This is a genomic window from Perlucidibaca sp., from assembly GCF_057084925.1.
The window spans coordinates 66,017-85,917 of sequence record NZ_JBXMRC010000022.1 but is presented as its reverse complement, the minus strand read 5'-3'; the positions used below and the strand labels follow the sequence as shown (position 1 = coordinate 85,917).

The 19,901-nt window shown below is 58.6% G+C and carries 19 protein-coding genes; 5 read left to right on the top strand and 14 right to left on the bottom strand.

The window, feature by feature from the left end:
• Positions 1-32: 32 nt before the first annotated feature.
• Genes rlmH through AC14IB_RS06335 form a run of 4 tightly spaced genes read right to left on the bottom strand, consistent with a single transcriptional unit; the run spans position 33 to position 2,799 of the window.
• Positions 33-500, bottom strand: a complete 468-nt coding sequence (rlmH, locus tag AC14IB_RS06350; protein ID WP_484231085.1) for a 23S rRNA (pseudouridine(1915)-N(3))-methyltransferase RlmH — start codon at positions 498-500, stop codon at positions 33-35.
• On the bottom strand, positions 500-871 hold the full coding sequence (gene rsfS / locus AC14IB_RS06345; protein ID WP_484231084.1) for a ribosome silencing factor: 372 nt from the start codon (positions 869-871) through the stop codon (positions 500-502). The genes rlmH and rsfS overlap by 1 nt, the downstream gene beginning before the upstream one ends.
• Entirely contained in the window at positions 868-1,527 is a 660-nt protein-coding gene (nadD, locus tag AC14IB_RS06340; RefSeq protein ID WP_484231083.1) for a nicotinate-nucleotide adenylyltransferase, read from the bottom strand. The genes rsfS and nadD overlap by 4 nt, the downstream gene beginning before the upstream one ends.
• Before the next feature lie 15 nt (positions 1,528-1,542).
• A complete protein-coding gene (locus AC14IB_RS06335; RefSeq protein WP_484231082.1) occupies positions 1,543-2,799 on the bottom strand; it encodes a glutamate-5-semialdehyde dehydrogenase in 1,257 nt (418 codons plus the stop codon).
• A gap of 162 nt (positions 2,800-2,961) precedes the next feature.
• Between AC14IB_RS06335 and AC14IB_RS06330 the strand changes: the two genes are divergently transcribed.
• Positions 2,962-4,077 carry an META domain-containing protein gene (locus AC14IB_RS06330; protein ID WP_484231081.1) on the top strand — a complete coding sequence of 372 codons (1,116 nt, stop codon included), beginning with the start codon at positions 2,962-2,964 and terminating at the stop codon, positions 4,075-4,077.
• On the top strand, positions 4,077-4,586 hold the full coding sequence (locus tag AC14IB_RS06325) for a hypothetical protein (protein ID WP_484231080.1): 510 nt from the start codon (positions 4,077-4,079) through the stop codon (positions 4,584-4,586). The genes AC14IB_RS06330 and AC14IB_RS06325 overlap by 1 nt, the downstream gene beginning before the upstream one ends.
• Here the strand turns inward: AC14IB_RS06325 and AC14IB_RS06320 are convergent.
• The 4 genes from AC14IB_RS06320 to leuS are packed head-to-tail and all read right to left on the bottom strand — an operon-like array spanning position 4,555 to position 9,566.
• Positions 4,555-5,355, bottom strand: coding sequence for an acyl-CoA thioesterase (locus AC14IB_RS06320; protein WP_484231079.1), 801 nt, complete (start codon positions 5,353-5,355; stop codon positions 4,555-4,557). The two genes, AC14IB_RS06325 and AC14IB_RS06320, sit on opposite strands and share 32 nt — an antisense overlap.
• A 16-nt stretch (positions 5,356-5,371) precedes the next feature.
• Complete coding sequence (holA, locus tag AC14IB_RS06315) at positions 5,372-6,394, bottom strand: DNA polymerase III subunit delta (protein ID WP_484231078.1); 1,023 nt, start codon at positions 6,392-6,394, stop codon at positions 5,372-5,374.
• On the bottom strand, positions 6,391-6,921 hold the full coding sequence (locus AC14IB_RS06310) for an LPS-assembly lipoprotein LptE (protein WP_484231077.1): 531 nt from the start codon (positions 6,919-6,921) through the stop codon (positions 6,391-6,393). The genes holA and AC14IB_RS06310 overlap by 4 nt, the downstream gene beginning before the upstream one ends.
• A 29-nt stretch (positions 6,922-6,950) precedes the next feature.
• Positions 6,951-9,566 carry a leucine--tRNA ligase gene (gene leuS, locus AC14IB_RS06305; protein WP_484231076.1) on the bottom strand — a complete coding sequence of 872 codons (2,616 nt, stop codon included), beginning with the start codon at positions 9,564-9,566 and terminating at the stop codon, positions 6,951-6,953.
• Positions 9,567-9,680: 114 nt separating this feature from the next.
• Between leuS and AC14IB_RS06300 the strand changes: the two genes are divergently transcribed.
• Entirely contained in the window at positions 9,681-10,445 is a 765-nt protein-coding gene (locus tag AC14IB_RS06300) for a YdcF family protein (protein ID WP_484231075.1), read from the top strand.
• A 21-nt stretch (positions 10,446-10,466) separates the two neighbouring features.
• Here AC14IB_RS06300 and AC14IB_RS06295 read toward each other — a convergent pair whose 3' ends face one another.
• Genes AC14IB_RS06295 through AC14IB_RS06280 form a run of 4 tightly spaced genes read right to left on the bottom strand, consistent with a single transcriptional unit; the run spans position 10,467 to position 14,861 of the window.
• Positions 10,467-11,687, bottom strand: coding sequence for an ABC transporter permease (locus AC14IB_RS06295; protein WP_484231074.1), 1,221 nt, complete (start codon positions 11,685-11,687; stop codon positions 10,467-10,469).
• Positions 11,684-12,430 carry an ABC transporter ATP-binding protein gene (locus AC14IB_RS06290; protein ID WP_484231073.1) on the bottom strand — a complete coding sequence of 249 codons (747 nt, stop codon included), beginning with the start codon at positions 12,428-12,430 and terminating at the stop codon, positions 11,684-11,686. Before AC14IB_RS06290 ends, AC14IB_RS06295 begins: the two co-directional genes overlap by 4 nt.
• Positions 12,430-13,632: an efflux RND transporter periplasmic adaptor subunit gene (locus AC14IB_RS06285; RefSeq protein ID WP_484231072.1), complete on the bottom strand. Its 1,203-nt coding sequence runs from the start codon at positions 13,630-13,632 to the stop codon at positions 12,430-12,432. Before AC14IB_RS06285 ends, AC14IB_RS06290 begins: the two co-directional genes overlap by 1 nt.
• Positions 13,629-14,861 carry a TolC family protein gene (locus AC14IB_RS06280; protein ID WP_484231071.1) on the bottom strand — a complete coding sequence of 411 codons (1,233 nt, stop codon included), beginning with the start codon at positions 14,859-14,861 and terminating at the stop codon, positions 13,629-13,631. The genes AC14IB_RS06285 and AC14IB_RS06280 overlap by 4 nt, the downstream gene beginning before the upstream one ends.
• 250 nt (positions 14,862-15,111) lie before the next feature.
• On the opposite strand from AC14IB_RS06280, the gene zigA reads away from it, so the two are divergent.
• On the top strand, positions 15,112-16,332 hold the full coding sequence (zigA, locus tag AC14IB_RS06275; protein WP_484231070.1) for a zinc metallochaperone GTPase ZigA: 1,221 nt from the start codon (positions 15,112-15,114) through the stop codon (positions 16,330-16,332).
• A 9-nt stretch (positions 16,333-16,341) separates the two neighbouring features.
• Here the strand turns inward: zigA and AC14IB_RS06270 are convergent, their stop codons facing one another.
• On the bottom strand, positions 16,342-17,283 hold the full coding sequence (locus tag AC14IB_RS06270; protein WP_484231069.1) for a TIGR01777 family oxidoreductase: 942 nt from the start codon (positions 17,281-17,283) through the stop codon (positions 16,342-16,344).
• A 109-nt stretch (positions 17,284-17,392) separates the two neighbouring features.
• Between AC14IB_RS06270 and AC14IB_RS06265 the strand changes: the two genes are divergently transcribed.
• Positions 17,393-18,388, top strand: a complete 996-nt coding sequence (locus AC14IB_RS06265; protein WP_484231068.1) for a CobW family GTP-binding protein — start codon at positions 17,393-17,395, stop codon at positions 18,386-18,388.
• On the opposite strand, the gene lnt is transcribed toward AC14IB_RS06265, so the two are convergent.
• Positions 18,368-19,882 carry an apolipoprotein N-acyltransferase gene (gene lnt / locus AC14IB_RS06260; protein ID WP_484231067.1) on the bottom strand — a complete coding sequence of 505 codons (1,515 nt, stop codon included), beginning with the start codon at positions 19,880-19,882 and terminating at the stop codon, positions 18,368-18,370. The two genes, AC14IB_RS06265 and lnt, sit on opposite strands and share 21 nt — an antisense overlap.
• Positions 19,883-19,901 lie beyond the last annotated feature (19 nt).

Genomic DNA, 19,901 nt, shown 5'->3' with positions numbered 1-19,901 from the left:
GCGCCAGTTGGCCCAGTGGCCAGTGCAAATTACTAACGGTGGTAAGGGTGACCTTTTAACAGTGTCCAGGCCCGATACAGCTGCTCAGCCAGCAATACACGCACTAAGGGGTGCGGCAAAGTCAGGCGCGACAGTGACCACTGCTGATCGGCACGGGCACTGGCGGCTGGTGATAGGCCTTCTGGCCCGCCAATCAGCAGGCTGATATTACGACCTTCCTGCAGCCAAATGCCGAGCATTTTAGATAATTCTTCCGTGCTCAGCGCTTTGCCGCCGACCTCCAGCGCGATGACGCGATCCATGCTGCCGATGGCCGCAAGCTGAGCTTCGCCTTCTTTCTCGGTGAGCCGGATAATGTCCGCGTTTTTGCCGCGCTTACCAGCCGGAATTTCCACGACTTCGAGGCGCACATCGTCAGTGAGGCGCTTGGCATAATCGTCAAAACCGGTATTGATCCAGTCGGGCATTTTCGTGCCGACGGCGATCAGTCGAATCTTCATTATTCCGCGGAAAAGTCCGGTGCCGAGCGAGCGCCTTGCGAGCTCCATAAGCGTTCTAGGTCATAGAGCGCACGCGTCGCGGGCAGCATGACGTGAACAATCACACCGGCGAGGTCGATCAGCACCCATTCGCCTTCTTTCTCGCCTTCCATGCCGACGGGCATAAAGCCAGCGGCTTTCGCCTTCACTTGCACTTCATCGGCCAGTGCTTTGACATGGCGCGTGGACGTGCCGCTGGCGATGATCATGATGTCAGTCATGCTGGTCAGCGGGCGCACGTCGAGTGTCACCACGTTTTGTGCTTTGAGGTCAGCCAGCGCGTTGAACGCGGCTTCGTAGAGGTGTTGCGTATCTTTGTCGAGAGCATTCATGAGGATGCCGGGTTCTCCGGTTCACGGTACAGGCCGTGTTGATCAATATAGTCCCGCACGCCGGGCATCAGCCAGTCTTCGGTCTGCCGTTGGTCAGCCAAGGATGCGCGCAGGTCGGTGCTGGAAATGGGTCGCAGCGGAGTATCAAGCAGCACGAGGCTGCCGAAGGGTCGCGATTGTAGCAGCTTAGGGTCGCTAAGTTGTCGATTTTCCAACCAAATTTTCAAGGGCTCAGGGAGTGGCGCGTCGCAGTCGGGTCGACGGGCAATGAGCAGATGGGCGTAATCCGTGAGTTTTTGCCAATCCTTCCAGTGCGGTAGCTGCAGCAGGCTATCGCGCCCCATCAGGAAGGCCAGCGGCAACGTCGGGCCGACGTGGGCGCGCCAGCGTTGCAGCGTGTGGATGGTGTAGGACGGCGGGGCTGACTGCAGTTCGCTGTCATCGAGCTGCCAGTGAGACTCGGCAGTCTCGGCTAGCATCCGTTGCAACATCTCGCGGCGCTGCTCGCCAGAGGCCAAGCTGCCCGCTTTTAGCGGCGACAGCGCGGCGGGTATCCATACCACTTTGCTGGCTTTTACGGCCGCAGCTGCCGCACGGGCGGTATCGACATGGCCGCGATGCACCGGGTCGAAGGAGCCGCCGTAGAGCAGGATCATGCGCCAGCCGTAAAGTCAGCCACGAATCTGGCCATCGCCAAAGACAATCCACTTCTGCGAGGTCAGGCCTTCCAGACCAACTGGGCCACGGGCGTGGATCTTGTCGGTGGAGATGCCGATCTCGGCACCGAGGCCGTACTCGAAGCCATCGGCAAAACGCGTCGAGGCGTTGACCATGACCGAGCTGGAGTCGACTTCGGCGAGGAACTGGCGGGCACGCGTGTAGTTTTCGGTGACGATGGCATCGGTGTGGTGCGAGCCGTACTGATTGATGTGCGCGATGGCTTCGTCAACGCCGTCGACGATCTTGATCGCCAGCACGGGCGCCAGGTATTCGGTGTACCAATCGTCTTCGCTGGCCGCGATACCATCGCCAATGATCGCCAGGGTCTGTGCACAGCCGCGCAGTTCTACTCCCTTGGCACGATAAGTCGCCGCGAGGCCGGGCAGCAGCTCAGCCGCCACGGGAGTATCCACCAGCAGCGTTTCCATGGCGTTGCAGACGCCGTAGCGGTGCGTCTTGGCGTTGATGGCGATGCGCTCGGCCTTGACCGGATCAGCGTCGCGATCGAGGAAGACATGGCAGTTGCCATCGAGGTGCTTGATCACTGGCACGCGGGCTTCGCGCGAGACGCGCTCGATCAGGCCCTTGCCACCGCGCGGCACGATGACATCAACAAATTCCGGCAGCGTGATGAGCTGGCCGACGGCGGCGCGATCGGCGGTTTCCACGACTTGCACGATAGCGCGCGGCAGGCCCACAGCCTCCAGCCCGCGCTGAATGCAGGCGGCGATGGCGTTATTGCTTTGCAGGGCTTCGCTGCCGCCACGCAGGATGGTGGCATTGCCGGACTTCAGGCACAGCGACGCGGCTTCCAGCGTCACATTCGGCCGCGATTCATAAATGATGCCGATGACGCCGAGCGGCACGCGCATCTTGCCGAGCTGGATGCCGGAGGGGCGATAGGTGAAGTCGGTCATCTCGCCGATGGGGTCAGCCAGGGCGATGACCTGGCGCAGGCCTTCGAGCATGCTGTCGAAGCGGGCATCGTCGAGCGCGAGACGATCGAGCAGGGCGGCATCGAGACCTCCGGCTTTGCCGGCTGTCACGTCACGGTCATTGGCGGCAAGCACACTAGCGCGATCGCGCTGCAGCTCGTCGTGAATGGCTTGCAGTGCCGCATTCTTAGTGCCCGTATTGGCGCGAGCGATGACGCGTGAGGACTGGCGGGCGGCAGCGCCAAGGCTGCGCATGTAGGCAACGATATCCATGCCGTGGGTTCCGAAATTAGTTAAGGTCAGATTATAGCGAGCCTGCCCGCGCTGTCGCGTGCATTTACAGAACATTACTTTACAGTGTATGCAGTGCATGACAGTTTTAACGCAAGAACAACACGATAAACCCATAAGAGCGAACGCTATCGCCTAGCAGCCATGAACTCAGCCCCCTTAATCAGTCTTCCCAAGCGATTACCTAGCCTCCGTTATTGGGCGGTATTGGCATGGCTGGTGATGGGGATTTCAGGCTGTGCCTTACAGAGCGGTGGGGGTGGCAAGAATTTGCGTTCGGAGCACGTGCAAACCTGGGTAGGGGAAGTGTCTTGCCCGGGTTGCAGTGAGCGTTGGCTCGCGGTCACGCTATTCCCGGATGGGCTTTTTCGCCTGCGCGAATCTTACGTGGCAGGCAAGGGCGGTGCCGAGGAGCGCTTCTACGATGTTGGGCGCTGGTCAGCAACGCTGGGCGATGCGCGTCGGCTGCTCTTAAAAGGCGCTAGCCAGCGACAGTTTCGGCTCCTGCCGCAGGGCGATTTAGTCATGCTCGATGAGCGAGGCAATGACATCGTCTCGATTCGAGAGTATGTGCTGAAGCGCCAGCCCAAGGCCGATTTGATCACTGACGAAATGCGCTTGCTGGCCCTGTATTCTGAGCCGGCTAATTCGGGCTTGCAGGCGATGGTCACCGAATGTCTCAGCGCGCAAGTGTTGCCCTTAGCGGACTCGCCGGCGGCCGCTAAAATGCTTCAACACATTCAAACGGTTCCTGCTGATCGCCGCGCCCGAGGGCCCGTGCTTGCAGCGCTCACCGCACAATGGCAAGAACCCACAGCGAAGTCGTCGTCGGTAAAGCGCGCGTTGAATATCACCGCTTTCGAACGTTTTTGGCCGAACGAAACCTGTGCTCAGGGGCCGATTGCGCCAGCTCACCCGCTACAAGAAACCGTTTGGCGCCTGAGCAGCATTAAAGGCGTTGCAGCCCAAGAAGCCGTGCTCGGACAAACCGCTCATATTCGCTTGCGTAAAGGGGGGCGCTTAACGGGCACCACCGGCTGCAATCGGTTGCAGGGTAGCTGGCAGCTTAGTGATAACAAGCTCAATTTGACCCGTGTTAACAGCACACGAGCGTATTGTCGCGATGCCATGGCGCAGCAGGAGCGCACTCTGATCGATGTGTTGCGCGAGTCCAAACAGTATCGCCAGGTCGGCCACCAACTGGAGTTGTTGCAGGGCGATCAAGTCTTGGCTCGTTTTGTTGCAACGGAGATGATGTGATGTCGTCCCTAGAGGTGTGGGAATTACTCAGCTATGTCGTGACCGTGGTGGGTTTGCCCTTGGCAATTGCGGTGTTTTTGTATGAGCAGCGCAAGGAGCGGGAAAACGAAGAGGAAGAGGTCTTCCAATTACTGTCCGACAACTACCAAGACTTCCTGAAAATCGCGCTGGAAAATCCCGATCTCAAATTATTCTCCCTGCAACAGGCAGAAGGCTTGGATGATGAGCAGCTTGAGCGTAAGCGCATCATCTTCACCATGTTGGTATCGCTGTTTGAGCGCGCGTATTTGCTCTTATACGAAGATGACATGGCCGCCAAACAACAGCGGCGCTGGTCATCGTGGGAAGACTATCTGCAGGAATGGTGCATGCGCCCGGACTTTCGTCAGGCGCTGCCCGACTTGCTACGAGGCGAAGACCCGGAGTTTGTCGAGTATTTGAAGCGCTTATTGACGCGTAACCTGAGCGAAGAGCCGCTCAGTAAAATACCGCCACCGTTTGCTGGCTAAGCGCCACGACTTCACCGGCTGGTGACCACAGCGTTGAGCGAATGTGGGCATAGCCCTCGCTGCAGCTAATGGTATCGGCTTGATAGGCCCACCAGCCCTGCCCATCTAAATCCTCCTTAATAGGACGATAGCCAACGGCCCATGTCATAGTGCTGAGGTTGGCGGGTCCATTGCAACGCGCCACCACCGCAGGCGGCCATGCATCCACCAAGGCCAGTACCCAAGCGGGGCTCAGATCAATGGCCTCGTCCTCACGAAAACGAATCCAGCCTTTCATATTGCCGCTTTCATGCCCCGTAAAGGGCAGGCCACCTTCACTCCAACGCATATCAAAATGTTGGGTGAATTCCGGCATGAGGCCAGCAATGTAAGGCAGTGCGGGACAGTCTTCAGGGGCTTTCATGTTGGGGCGTTGCGGTGCGGGCTCTGTGAGCTGCGAGCTGCGATCTGCACCATACGTCGCCTGTAACGTAGCCACTACGGCACCGTTTTGAAGCAAGCGAGCCTCGGCTTGCAGGGCCGACTTTCCGGTGCGTAATAACTGACTTTCCACGCAGGCTTCACCGACGGCAGCGGGGCCAATGAAAGCGATTTGGGCAGCTCTCAGGGGGCGGCCTTCGCTTTGCTCAGCATCTAAATGCGTTTGCAGAAAAGCAGCGACTAAGCCGCCATAGGCTGCGCGGCCCTGCCCCCAATGGGGAGGGATCAGCAGGGTTTGCTGGGCGCCGGCTTTTTGCTGCAAGGGCTGTAAAAGTGAGGCGAACGACATAGCGCAGCTCCGAAGGTCAGACAAAAAGAGGACGGCCAGCCATGGCCATTGTTAAGCGCAGCAGGGCATCCCAGGCGCGTTCGGGCGACTGCCCTTTGATGGCTTTGTCCACGTCGATAACACCACTGGTCAAGCGTTGCAGTCGCACCAGCGAGAGGCGACGCAACGCTTGCTGTGCCGGACCTTGGCGCTTGGCCCAAAAGCCCAGTTGATTAAGCGCCTGTGAGGACAGCGCCTGCTGGCCACTTTGGCTCATTTGCTCTGCCGCTAAGGTGAGTGCTCGCAAGTCTTTTTGTAAGGCCCACAGCACAACAGATTCGGCTTGACCTTCACTCTCTAGGCCGAGCAGGAGTCGTGCCGCTCGGCTGGCATCGCCCATTAAGACGGCATCGGCCAAATCAAAAACCGAGTAGCGTGTGCTGTCACTCACGAGGCTGGCAACCGTATCAAAACCGATGTCATTGCCGTCACTGAGTAGGCGGAGCTTTTCTAAGGCCTGCGCTGCGGCGAGCAGGTTGCCTTCGGTGCGATCAGCGAGTAATTGCAAGGCCTCGGCCGGTAGACGAAGGCCAAGGCCTTGCGCGCGCTGGTTCAACCAGCCAGGAAGGGCGCTGGCATCGACGGGGTAAACGGTGATTTGAACGCCATGGTTATCCAGCGCCGTAAACCATTTCGACTTTTGCGCCGCCGCATCGAGCTTGGGTAGCGTGATGAGCAATAGCGTGTCTTCTGGCGGGCGTTGAGCAAAGTCGATTAAAACATCGGCAGCGGCGGCATCGGGCTTGCCGCTAAAGCGTAGCTCGACCAGTTTGCGTTCAGCAAATAGCGATAGCGCTTGGCTGTCGGCAATCAGGGTATCCCAAGAAAAGCCCCGCTCAATGGCATGGACTTGGCGCTCGCTATAGCCGTTTTTTGTAGCGGCCTGACGAATCAGGTCCGTGCTTTCTTGCAGCAGGAGTGGCTCGTCGCCACAGAGCACGTAAACAGATTGCAGGCCATCCATGAGGTGTCGCTGCAAGTGCTCCGGGCGCAACTTCATGGTTGTGTGGGCTGGGCCTGTGGCGTGGGCAGCGCCGTCGCATCGGGTGAAAGTGCGCTGGCTTGGGTGCGCGACAACTGGGTCAGCAGTTGGGCAATGGCCTGCTGGCGCATGTCTTCCTGCAGCGTCGTTTCTTCATCGAACTTACCCACAATACGGGTGTTATCGAATTGGTAGGTGCGGCGCAAGCGGATGGAGCGCTCGGGCTGTGCCGGTACGCCACTGGCGTATTTGAGCTGGTAGGTGAGCTCATAAAACAGCGTGTATTCCGCCGCTTTCGCGAGGCGGTCTACGGTGCTGGTTTGGCGTGTGATGGTCTCGCGGGTGATGCGCAGCTGCATCGGCGCATCGGCTGAAATGACGCCGCCCATGCGTTGGATGCCCGCACTCACGCGATCCTCTAGGGTCGGCACGGTGCTAGCCACAGCGATGGGCTGTAGCAGCGGCGGCAGCGTGAACTGCCCGCGCAGGTGGAAACCACAGGCGCTCAGGGCGACGGTCAGCAGGCTCAGCCAGACTAGGCGCATACGGTGTACTCCACGGTTAACCGGTATTTTCAAACGACGATATTGACCAGTTTCTGCTTAACCACAATCACTTTTTTCACCGGCGCGCCGGCGATGGTTCGCTGGGCATCGGCGTTGGCCAGCGCTGCGGCTTCGATGCTGGCGTTGTCGGCATCCACCGGCACTTCGATCTGGCCACGCAGCTTGCCATTGACCTGAATCATCAGTGTCAGGCTGTCGCGGGTCAGTGCACTGGCATCAACTTCGGGCCAGCGTGCGTTGAGCAGGCCATTGCCATTGCCAAAGGCTTGCAGCAGGGCGTGACTGATGTGAGGCACGATGGGCGCGAGCAGGATCACGGCGCTGTGCAGGGCTTCACGCTCAACAGCCAAAGCCTGACTATGCTGAGCATCGAGCTTTTGCACGGCATTGAGCAGCTCCATCACCGCAGCAATCGCGGTGTTGAAGGTTAGGCGGCGGCCGTAGTCATCGCCCACTTTGGTGATGGTTTCGTGCAGCTTACGGCGCAGCGCTTTCTCGTCGGCAGTGAGCGCGGCTGTATCCAGCGCCGGCACAGCGCCCTTGGCGAGATGGCCGTGCACCAGCTTCCAGAGGCGACGCAGAAAGCGATTCGCGCCTTCCACGCCGGCATCAGACCATTCCAGCGACTGCTCCGGCGGCGCGGCGAACATCATGAACAGGCGCGAGGTGTCGGCACCGAACTGGTCGATCAGCGACTGCGGATCGACACCGTTGTTCTTCGACTTCGACATCTTCTCCATGCCACCGTGGACGACGGGCTGGCCATCGGCGGCGAGCAGAGCGCCGGTGATGCGGCCCTTGTCGTCGCGCGTGAGCGTCACATCGGCCGGGTTGATCCAGTCCTTACCGCCGTTGTCCTGCTCGCGATAGAACGTGTCGGCCACGACCATGCCCTGCGTGAGCAGATTGCGGAAGGGTTCGTCGCCCTGCACTAGGCCTTCATCACGCATGAGCTTGTGAAAGAAGCGCGCATACAGCAGATGGAGGATGGCGTGCTCGATGCCGCCGATGTACTGGTCCACTGGCAGCCAATGCTGCGCGGCGGTCTGGTCGACCATGCCAGTGTCGCACTGCGGCGAGGCGTAGCGGGCGTAGTACCAGGACGACTCCACGAAGGTGTCCATGGTGTCGGTTTCGCGCTTGGCGGCGCCGCCACAGGTCGGGCAGGTGGTTTCGTAGAATTCGGGCATGCGCGCCAGCGGCGAGCCGGCACCATCGGGCACGACATGCTCGGGCAGCACCACCGGCAGCTGGTCATCCGGCACCGGCACATCACCACAGCTTGGGCAGTGAATGATGGGGATCGGGCAGCCCCAGTAGCGCTGGCGGGAGATGCCCCAATCGCGCAGACGGAACTGGGTCTTGCGAGCACCGTGACCTGACTTTTCGAGATCGGCGACGATGGCGTCGAAGGCTGCGCCGAAGTCCAGGCCGTCATATTTGCCGCTGTTGATGGTGATCAGACCGGCCTTATCACCGTACCAGTCCTGCCATTCTGTGCTGTTGAAGTTGTCATTGTCGCTGGCAGTCTTGTAGACCTGTTCAATCGGCAGTGCGTACTTGTTGGCAAAGGCAAAATCGCGCTCGTCGTGTGCGGGTACGGCCATCACCGCGCCTTCGCCATAGCCCCAGAGCACATAGTTGGCGACATAGACTGGCAGCTTGCGGCCATTAAGCGGATGGATGACGAATTGGCCGGTGGCCATGCCCTTCTTTTCCATCGTTGCCATGTCGGCTTCGGCGACCGAGCCGGCCTTGCATTCGGCGATGAAGGCGGTCAGTTCGGCATTGCCCGCTGCAGCTCGTACGGCCAAGGGATGCTCGCCGGCAACCGCAACATAGGTTGCGCCCATGAGGGTGTCCGGACGCGTGGTGTAGACCTTGAGCTGGCCGTCGATGCCGACGCTGTCCACATCGTAATCAAACTGGATGTCGGCGCCGAAGCTCTTGCCGATCCAGTTGCGCTGCATGGTTTTGACCTGTTCCGGCCAGCCGTCGAGCTGGTCTAAGTCATTGAGCAGTTGCTCGGCATATTGCGTGATGCCGAAGTAGTACATCGGGATCTCGCGCTTCTCGACCAGCGCACCGGAGCGCCAGCCGCGGCCATCGATGACCTGCTCGTTGGCGAGCACGGTTTGGTCCACCGGATCCCAGTTCACATTGCCGGACTTCTTGTAGATCACGCCTTTGCGGAACAGGCGGGTAAACAGCCATTGCTCCCAGCGGTAGTAATCCGGCTTGCAGGTGGTGACCTCGCGCGACCAGTCGATGGCCAGCCCCAGCGACTTCAGCTGTGTCTTCATGTAGTCAATGTTGGCGTAGGTCCATGCCGCGGGTGCGACCTGATTTTTCATGGCGGCGTTTTCGGCGGGCAGCCCGAAGGCATCCCAGCCCATAGGCTGCAGCACGTTGAAGCCGTTCAGATGCTTGTAGCGCGCCAGCACATCACCAATGGTGTAGTTGCGCACATGGCCCATGTGCAGCTTGCCGCTGGGATAGGGGAACATGGACAGGCAGTAGTAGCGTGGCTTGCTGCTGTTGTCATCGGCGCGGAAGGCGTCGGCATGGTTCCACTCGGTCTGGGCGGCGGCTTCCACCGCATTCGGTTGATACTGTTCTTGCATGGGGATGACTCACGAAAGCGACGGCGGTCCTGCGGAAAAGGCATTCGCCACAATGCGCCATAGAATACCCTAACATCGCCGCCCTAACGACCCGTGCGTGACAGGAGAAGCACTGTGCTATCGACGCAATTTATCCATTTACCGCTTTTGCCGCCGGGCCTTCAGTGTGTGCTCGCGGTGTTGGCATTGCTTCTGGCGTGGCAAGGTCGACGTTACAGCGCCACGGCGCTGGCTGTGCTCGCTATCGCTTCCATGTATTTGCTGGCTACACCGGTTGGCAGTAGCTGGATAGCGCGCCCCTTGGAGGCTCGCGTGCAGCCGCTCACGGATCTGACGCAGTTAAAGGCAGCCGGATATGGCGCGATTGTTGTATTGGGCGGCGGTCGGACGCCCCGTGCGCCGGAGTTTGCGGGTCTGGATGTGTCGAGCCCTTCAGTATTGGCGCGATTACGCTATGCCGCGCGTGCACAGCGCCAATCTGGCTTGCCGATTCTGGTCACGGGTGGCATGCCGCTGAGCACGCAGCGCCCGGAAGCCGAATTAATGGCGGAGAGCCTGCGCGAGGACTTTGGTGTGCCGGTGCGCTGGCTGGAGCAGGCATCGAAAACAACGGCCGAAAATGCCGAACTCACCGCCGCTATTTTACTGCCGCTGGGTATCCGCCAGGTTGTCTTAGTGAGCCATGCCAGTCATTTGCCACGGGCGGTTAAAAATTTTGAACGTGCGGGCTTTAGTGTGCTGCCAGCGCCCACGCAATTCACCACAGAAGCTCAGGCTTATAGCGTGGTTGAGCGCTGGACACCGCAGCATGAGTCTTTGGCTCATAGTCGTCGCGCCCTGCATGAGTGGCTGGGTTTGGCGCGCGACTCGCTGCGCTAGAAGAGCACTTCGACAGTGCATTTACTGATAGCGCAAGGCATCAATCGGCTTCAATTTAGCGGCACGATTGGCCGGATAGAAGCCGAAGAAAACCCCAATCGCCGCCGCCACGCCAAAGGCCAGCAGCATGGAGCTGAGGGTGACAATCACCAGTAGTTCAAAGGCCATTGCTGCGACATAAGCCCCCGCAATGCCGACGCCAACACCGATAAAGCAACCCACCAGTGAAATAAGAATCGCTTCCAACAAAAACTGCATGCGGATGGCATTTGGCCGTGCGCCAATGGCCATGCGGATGCCGATTTCACGGGTGCGCTCGGTGACCGACACCAGCATGATGTTCATGATGCCAATACCGCCCACCAGCAGGGAAATACCGGCGATGGCCCCCAGTAGCAGCGACAAAATGGCGGTGGTTTCGGCCGCCGTCTTGGCAATGGCAGTGAGGTTTTGCAGCGTAAAGTCATCCTCTGCCTCGGCACTGAGACGATGGCGCTGACGCAATTGATCGCGCAGGTCTTGTTCGACTTGCGGCATCACCGCCTCGCTTTCCGCCTGCACCATGATTAAGCGCACGGAGCTGCGAAAGCGACTGCCGGCGAGCTTGCGCTGCGCGGTGGTGATGGGGATGACGACGGTGTCATCCTGGTCGCGGCCATCGAGGCTTTGGCCTTTGCTACCAAGCACGCCGATAACCTGAAACGGGACGTTACGAATGCGCAGCGTCTCGCCAATGGGGTCGTTGTCGCCAAACAAATTGCTGGCGACTTGCTGGCCAATCAGTGCCACCTGCGCAGCCGATTGCAGCTCAGGCGTATCAAAGGCATAGCCGGAGGTCACCACCCAGTCGCGCAGGCCGAAATAGTCGGCATTACTGCCGATGATGGTGGTGTTCCAGTTCTGTGTGCCGTAAATCACCTGCGCGTTGGACTGCACAACCGGCGCAACGGCAATGACATGACGCGTGTTTTTCAGTGCCGTGGCATCTTCTACCGTGAGGTTGGGCGCACTGCCAAAACCGGTCCGCACGCCGTTTGAACTGGTGGCGCCGGGCAGAATGATGAACAGATTGGAGCCCATGCTTTTGATCGATTGCTCGATGCGCGCCTGCACGCCCTGACCGATGGCAAGCATGGCAATGACCGAGCCGACGCCAATGATCATGCCGAGCATGGTCAGGAAGCTGCGCAGTCGATTGGCTTTGAGCGCGAGCAAGGCTTCGCGCAGCATGACCAGCATCATGGCGTGTTACCCCCGTTTAGCGCAGTGCTGCTCTGCGATGCCGCGATAAGGCCTGTGGTAGTGTCGCCATCCCACGCCTTGTGGCCATCCACGAGTCGAATCAAGCGCGAGGCATGAGCCGCAATATCCGGCTCATGGGTGACTAACACCAAGGTGATGCCTTCATCCTGATTGAGACGCTTAAACAACTGCATGATTTCGTCGCTGGTGTGCGTGTCGAGGTTGCCGGTGGGCTCGTCGGCCAGAATCAGGGCGGGCCGATTAACCAGCGCGCGAGCGATGGCGACACGCTGTTGCTGACCCCCGGAAATTTGCCCGGGCAGGGCGTTTAGGCGCTGGCCCAAACCGACTTTGGCGAGCATGTCGGCGGCGCGTTGTTTGCGTTCAGCGAGGGGTATGCCGGCATAAATCAGCGGCAGCGACACGTTGTCCAGCAGCGTGCTGCGCGGCAATAGATTGAAGCCCTGAAAAACAAAGCCAATGTAGCGGTTACGTAGAACGGCCAAGGCATTGGTGTCGAGCGTGTTAACCGTTTGACCTGCCAGCGCAAAGTCGCCGCCACTGGCACTGTCGAGGCAGCCGAGAATATTCATGAGGGTGGATTTGCCGGAGCCAGAGGGCCCCATCACCGCCACAAATTCGCCAGCCTCAATATGAAGGTCAATGCCATGCAGAATACGCACCGGCCCCAGCCCACTAGGATAGTCTTTAACCAAGCCTTGCAGTCGGATGACACTGGTCATCAATCATTCATCCGGAACTTCATGCCCTTTTTGGCGATTTCTTCCGAGCTAAGCGCCTGTTCAATCACCACCTTGTCGCCAACGGTTAGCGTGCCGCCGGTAATTTCGGTGTACTGACGGTCGGTAATGCCTAGGCGAACACGGATGGGCTTCAAGCCATCCGGCGTATTAATCCAAACTTTGCCCTGCTGGCGCATGCCGCGTGCTTTAGATGATGGTTTGGTGTCGGCAGCCTTGGCTTGCTCAGTATTTTCCTGCTGCACTAGCGTGGCATTTTCTGGGGGGCGGAAGCGCAGAGCGGCGGTAGGCACACGCAAGACATTTTTTTTGCTTTGAGTGTTGATGGTGACGTAGGCCGTCATGCCCGGCAACAGGATTTGATCGGGATTTTCCACTGCGATGACAACGGCATAGGTCACTACGTTTTGTTCGGTTTTCGGATTGAGCCGAACTTGTTTTACCACGCCATCAAAGTTGCGATTGGGGTAGGCATCAACGCGAAATTGCGCGGCCTGACCCACGCGAATGTCGCCAATGTCGGACTCGGTAAAGTAGGCATCAATCACCATCTCACGCAGGTCTTTGGCGATTTTATACAGCTCGGGCGTCTGAAAGCTGGCGGCCACGGTTTGGCCAACATCCACTGCACGCAGTACCACCACGCCAGAGACCGGCGAACGAATCACTGAGTAGCTGAGATTGACGTGATCGCGTTGCACTTGCGCACGGGTCTGCGCGACACGGGCCTCGGCTTCGCGCAGGGCTTGCCGGCTTTGATCTAACTCCTGCGAGGAGGCAAAGCCTTCTTTAGCCAAGGGCTGTATGCGTGACCAGTTGCTTTGTGCCAGGGCTAGGGAGGCTTGGGCACTGGTGAGGTTGGCGCGCGATTGCGTGAGCTGTGCTTGCAAGAGGTCATCATCGAGCTGCATCAGTATCTGGCCGGCCTCCACGCGATCATTAAAGTCGGCGCTATAGGAACGCACGATGCCGGATACCTGTGTGCCTACCGACACCAGCGTGACCGGGCTGAGTTGACCGTTCGCGGCGACACGCTGTGAAATGTCACCGCGATCGACGGCTTCACTGCGATAACGCAGGCCGTCATCGCCCCCGCCACAGGCTTTTAGCCCGATGGCGAGCATCAGGAAAACGACAAGGCTTGCGCCTAACCAGCGTCGGCGAGCCGGCGTTAAAGCGATCATGGATGCATCTCCAAAGTGGCGTCGCGTACCAGTAAGCCACTGGCTTGCGCCAACGACAGGCGGGCACTGGCAAAATCAAATCGAGCGGTTGCGTGCTGTTGTTGCGCTTCAGCCAGGTTGCTTTGCGCTGTCAGCACATTAAGTAAATTGCCGAGTCCGGCGCGATAGCGGGCGAGGGCGGCACGATTCGATTCCATGGCGGCCGTGAGGAGACTGTCGGTGGCATCGATACGCGCTCGTGCGGTGTTTAATTGCTGCCATGCTAACCAAACATCCAAGCTCACCTGCTGCTGAATTCGCGTTAATTCAATATCTTGCTCGGTGCGTTGCGAGGCGGCTAAGGCATTTTGATGGCGTTGCTGAAAGCCAGTAAATAGCGGGAGCGTCGCGGTGAGTGCCAGCTGCCCATCGTCGCGTTGGCTGAGTTCATTGCGGTCGCTGGCGGTGGTGGCACTGAGTGTGAGCGAGGGCCTAGCCTGAGCGGCAATGCGATCTAGCTCAGACTGACTCGCCTCCAAGCGTCGCTGCTGCGCAATAAGGTCTGGCCGACGCGTTTGCGCGAGCGTCATCAGCTGTGAAAGCTGGGGGGGCTGAGCGCTTGCTTGTTGCCTTAACAAGTCTAATTCCTGCTCACGAAAATCGAGGCGAATCACCGTGTCTGCCGGGTATCCCGCCACTATCGCTAACTGGCCCGCACTGGCAGCAAGTTCGCCTTCGCGTTGAATCAGTATCAGTCGCGCTTGTGCTAAGGCGGTTTCCGCTTGGAGTTCATCTTCCCGCGTGGCAACTCCGATTTGCTGACGCTGGCGTGCGGCTTTCGCGGTTTCTTCGGCGGCTTGTAGTGAACTGGCTGCAGCCGTGACGCGTGCCCCTGCGCTGAGGTGATTGAACCAACTTTGCACGGCGTTTAGGGCCACCATTTGACTCAGGCGATCTTGATTGGCTTGTAAGGCCGCCAAGGTTTTCTGGGTGCTATCGAGGTTGGCGCGTCGGCCGCCAAAATCCCAGAGTAGCCACTGACTACTCAAGGCTAAACGCGTTTGCGGATCAGCGCCGGGCAGTGCGCTATCGCCGAACGACTCGCCGATGCTGACACTGGCATCTAGGGTGGGGTAATAGGCCGAGCGAGCGATGCCGACACGCTCGACTTGACTGCGGCTGCGTTGCCAGGCCGCGCGCGTGTCCGGATTGGCGCTGAGACTACGATCAATAAATTGAGCAAGGTTCATTTCGGCGGGAGGCGACAGGGGGGCGGGGGCAGTGGCCCAGCTTAGGCTCGATGTAAGTAGGAGGCAGATAGTTGCGAGCCGCATGGTGAACCTCAGTGTCTAATAGCGAAACCTTAGCACGCGTGTGGGTACGTTGAGCATAAACAGACGCTATGAGGGGTTGCGGGTTGACGCAACTGGTGCAATGAACGCGGAAAAATCAGGTCAGATGTGATATGTTATAAAGTAACAATATCTACCGGGGAAGTGCATGCAGCCTTCAGATAGTCGTCTGCCCGTTACCGTGTTGTCTGGATTCTTAGGCGCGGGCAAAACCACCGTGCTTAAGCATCTGCTTGAACAGCAGCGCTCGCTGCGCTTGGCGGTGATCGTCAACGACATGAATGAAATCAATATTGATGCTCGCTTGATTCGAGAGCAGGGGGCATTGCATCAGGGGCAGGAGCGTCTAGTCGAAATGTCTAACGGCTGCATTTGCTGCACCTTGCGCGAAGACCTGTTGATTGAGGTGGCGGAGTTGGCCAAGGCTGGGCGCTTTGATTATGTCTTGATTGAATCGTCCGGTATTTCGGAGCCTTTGCCCGTGGCTGAAACATTTACGTTCCGGGATGAGCTCGGTGTTTCGCTGTCGGACTTAGCGCGACTCGACACCTTAGTGACCGTCGTCGATGCCCTGTCATTTCCACAGGAATACTTGGCGGCCAATACGCTCCTCGACGTCGGCGCGACCACCGATGAAGAAGACATTCGCAATGTGAGCAACCTGCTCACGGAGCAAGTCGAGTTTGCCAATATCATCTTGGTGAATAAATCAGACTTGGTGTCTCCAGATGACTTAAAGGCCTTGATGGCCGTGCTCAGGCACTTAAATCGTAGCGCCCGCATCATCCCGATTGAGCAAGGCCGAGTAGATAACGACTCAGTCTTTAACACGGGCTTGTTTGATTTTGAGCAAGCTAGCCAGTCGGCAGGCTGGTTAGCTGAGCTGCGTGGCGAGCATGTGCCGGAGTCAGAAGCGTATGGGATTGAGTCGTTTGTCTACCGAGCGCGTCGCCCATTTCACCCCGAGCGTTTTTGGCAATTTCTTCACACCCCGTGGCCGGGGGGTGGACGCTTGTTACGCAGTAAGGGCTTATTCTGGCTCGCCAGCCGTTATGAAGCAGCGGGTGAGATTGCACAGGCTGGCGGGATTTTGCATTACGGTGCGGCAGGTCATTGGTGGGCGTCGGTCGCGCCTGAGCACTGGCCGGAAGACGAGGCCTCGCGCGAAGCAATCTTGGCCGAGTGGGATGCTGAGGTAGGCGATTGCCGACAAGAGATCGTGTTTATTGGCCAGTCGTTGGATACGAAAAATGCCATAGATATACTTGATGCCTGCCTACTCACCGATGCTGAAATGCAGATGGGGCCCGAAGCCTGGGCTGAGCTGTCGGACCCCTTCCCGCAATGGCTGTTAAAAAAGCCGAGCTGAGCTCGAGGGTTATGGCGTTCTGCGCTGCCCGAGTGCGGCGCGAAGAGCCTCTTCTAGACTCGCTTGGCGAAACTCATAGCCTGCCTGAAGCAGGCGGCTAGGGATAACGCGTTGGCCGTCCAGCAGCAGCGTAGACATTTCGCCCATGGCCAGTTTCAGCACGCTGGCGGGCAGTCGAATAAACGCGGGGCGTCGGAGCAATTTCGCTAGTGTTTGCGTGAATTCGGCGTTGGTAACGGGCCGAGGCCCCGTGGCATTGAACGCACCGTTGAGCGAGGTATCGTGTAGTAGGCGCAAAATAATCTGCACGATATCGGCTAGCGATACCCACGACAGGTATTGCTGGCCGGTGCCTAAGGGGCCCGCGATGCCTAAGCCAAAGAGCGGCAGTAGCTTTCGTAAAAAGCCACCGCCGGCACCCACAACAACCCCGGTTCGCAGAAGGCAAACGCGCACGCCGTGGGCTTCGGCTGCGGCTGCAGCACGCTCCCAGCTCTGGCAGAGTTCGTGGACATATTCCACATGAGGTAAGGCACCTTCTTCCAACACTTTATCGCCTTGGCTGCCGTACCAGCCAATGGCGGAGCCAGAAATGAGCACGGCGGGTTTGGATTTCGCGCTGGCGATCCACGTCACTAGAGACTCGGTGAGCGTGACCCGGCTGTCATACAGATCGCGCTTGCGATGGCTGGTCCACGGTTTGTCGGCAATGCCTTCACCCGCTAGGTTAATGACGGCGTCGTAACGGTCATCGGGTGTTAGCTCTGCGAGGGTGCCAATGACGCGTAGGTGGCCGGCAATAATGGCGTCTTGGTGCTTCACCGCGAATTTTGCGGGGCGGCGCGTCAGCACGGTAACGCGATGGCTAGCGCCGTATTCGCTGGGGTTAAGCAGCGTCGGTAACAACAGGCTGCCGATAAAGCCGGTGCCTCCGGTGAGCAGAATATTCATGGCGTCTTCGCAATAGCGTTTTAGAATGATGCCAGTCTAGCGACAGCCGGCGAAAATAGGGAAGGGGACAGGGCGTGATGTTTACACATGCAGAATTTAGAATGCTGATATGACAATTGCTACTCAAGTCATCACCGGCTTTTTAGGCGCCGGTAAAACCACCTTGATTTCGGCTCTGCTGGCACTTAAGCCCGCCGATGAGCGCTGGGCCATTATTGTGAATGAGTTTGGTCAAATAGGTATTGATCAGGTGGCCTGGGCGAAGTCTGGTGTGTGGCTAAGAGAAGTTCCCGGTGGCTGTATCTGCTGCACGCAAAATCTTCCCCTGCAAATCGCCTTGGGCCAAGTCATTGCCGAGCCTGGCATCACGCGCTTACTCATTGAACCGACGGGGCTGGGGCATCCCAGTGAACTCTTGCAGATGTTGCGCGAGCCGCACTGGCAGGCCTATTTGAAGCCCGCCGCGACGCTCTGCGCCATTGACGCGAGGCAGCTCAGTGAGCCGCGCTATACCGACCATGACGTATTTAACGCGCAGATCGATGTGGCCGATGTATTGGTGTTTACGAAGGCCGACGTGCTCAGTGATGAGGCTCGCGAGCAGGCCATTGCCCTGGCCGAGAAACGCCAAAAGCCGCTGCAATTTGCACAGCCGGGGCAGGTAGCCTTGGCGTGGTTGGATGCACCACTGAAAACGCCTGTCACCGTGCGGCGCTCTCTGCTGCATTTGCGGTCAGCTGCTTCAACCCAGGTAGCGGAGCTCCCACCGCAAACACCGCCATTCCACTACCACGAGCTGCGCCAAGGTCAAAGCGTGGGTGGCTGGATTTTGCCCCCAAGTTGGCAATTTCAGCACAACCCTTTACTCACCACCCTGCTGTCATGGCGAGTGGCGGAGCGGGTAAAGGGGGTCTTCCACACCGATCAAGGTTGGGTTTTTTTTAATGCGACCGGACAGGACCTGAGCATTAAAAGCTCAGAGTATCGCGCGGATAACCGGTTGGAAATCATCAGCTTAAGCGAGCTGGATTGGCCGGCGCTCGAGCAGGCTTTACTGGCCTGTCGAGTCGTCAGCGAGTCAGGCTTAGCGGCGGCGACTGCTTAGCAGGCCTAGGCCAAGTAACAATAAGCAGATAGCCAAAATCGGCTGCACACCGAAACGTTGCCAGAAGGTGAAGCCTAGGGCGGGATAGACCTCGCCCCGAAGCACGGCGGCAACAAAGCGCGGGGCCTGACTCACCACCTTGCCTTGGTCGTTGATAATGGCTGTGATGCCATTGTTCGTGCCGCGAAGGATGTAGCGACCGGTTTCCTTGGCGCGCATACGCACCATTTCAAAATGCTGATCTGGCCCAATGGAGCGACCAAACCAGCCGTCATTGCTAATGGTGGTGAGGAAGGCCGCGGGTTTAGAGAGGCGCTGAACCAACTCAGGGTAGGCAATTTCGTAGCAGATAAATGGAGCCATCGGCTGCGCCTTAACGAGTAACGGCGCCTGCTTGCTGGGGCCCCAGGTAAAGCTCGACATGGGCAAGTCAAAGAATGGAATTGCACCGCGCAGCCAATCTTCAAAGGGAATGTATTCGCCAATCGGGACCAATTGCTGCTTGTGGTAAAGGCCCAGGCCATCGCCCATGGCAGCAATGCTGTTGTAAAACAGCACGCCCGTGCGCTCCTTGTTCCAAGTGGCGTAAGGGATGCCTGTGACGAAGGCTGAACCTTTTTTAAGGGCATCATTTTCGATGTCCGCAAGCACATCCTGCGCTTCATGGGCAAACATGGGAATGGCCGCTTCAGGCCACAGCACGATGTCGCGACCCCACTCCGGGGCGGACAAATCGCGATAGATTTTTACGGTCTTGTCGCGCCACTCCAGCGCCCACTTGGACTCTTGCGGAATATTGCCCTGAACCAAACTGACCGACATGGCCTGGCTACGGTCAACCTGAGTCCACGAAATCGGATTGAGCAGGCCACCCCCTATCCAGAGCACGCCCAGCGTTACTAAGGGTAAATAGGCTTTTTTGCCTTCCCGCACGATCTTGAAAAGGGCAATACCGGTAATGCCGGCCGCCAAGCTCACGCCATACACGCCGAACAAGGGCGCCCAACCCGCGATGGGGGTGTCGATAAAACCATAGCCGGTCATGAGCCACGGGAAGCCCGTGAGTACCCAGCTGCGCAGCCATTCACCCACCACGAGGAGCGCCGGTAAGGTCAGCCAGGCCAGTTTGTCTAATTTAAAGCGGGCATAGACCCAGCCAATTGGAAGAAACAGCAGCGCCATGAGGGCAGCAACAAAGGTCAGCAGCGCTAGCGACAAAGGCCATGAGGTATTACCAAAGTCATGCATGGATACGACCAGCCAGCTACCCCCATGCAACCACAGGCCGAAGCCAAACAGGAAGGCGATTTTCGCGGCCCGGCGAGGGCTTTGGCCCTCCAGCAAGTCGGCGAGCAGGCCAATACCCAGCAGAGCAATTGGCCACCACGTTAAGGGGGCGAGCGCCAAGGGCATGAGCGCACCAGCGATCAGTGCCAGCCAAAATGCCGCCGGCGTTGGCCGCACGGCGTGCATGAGTTGAGACAAACGGGACATGGGGCGAGGCTCGTGGGCT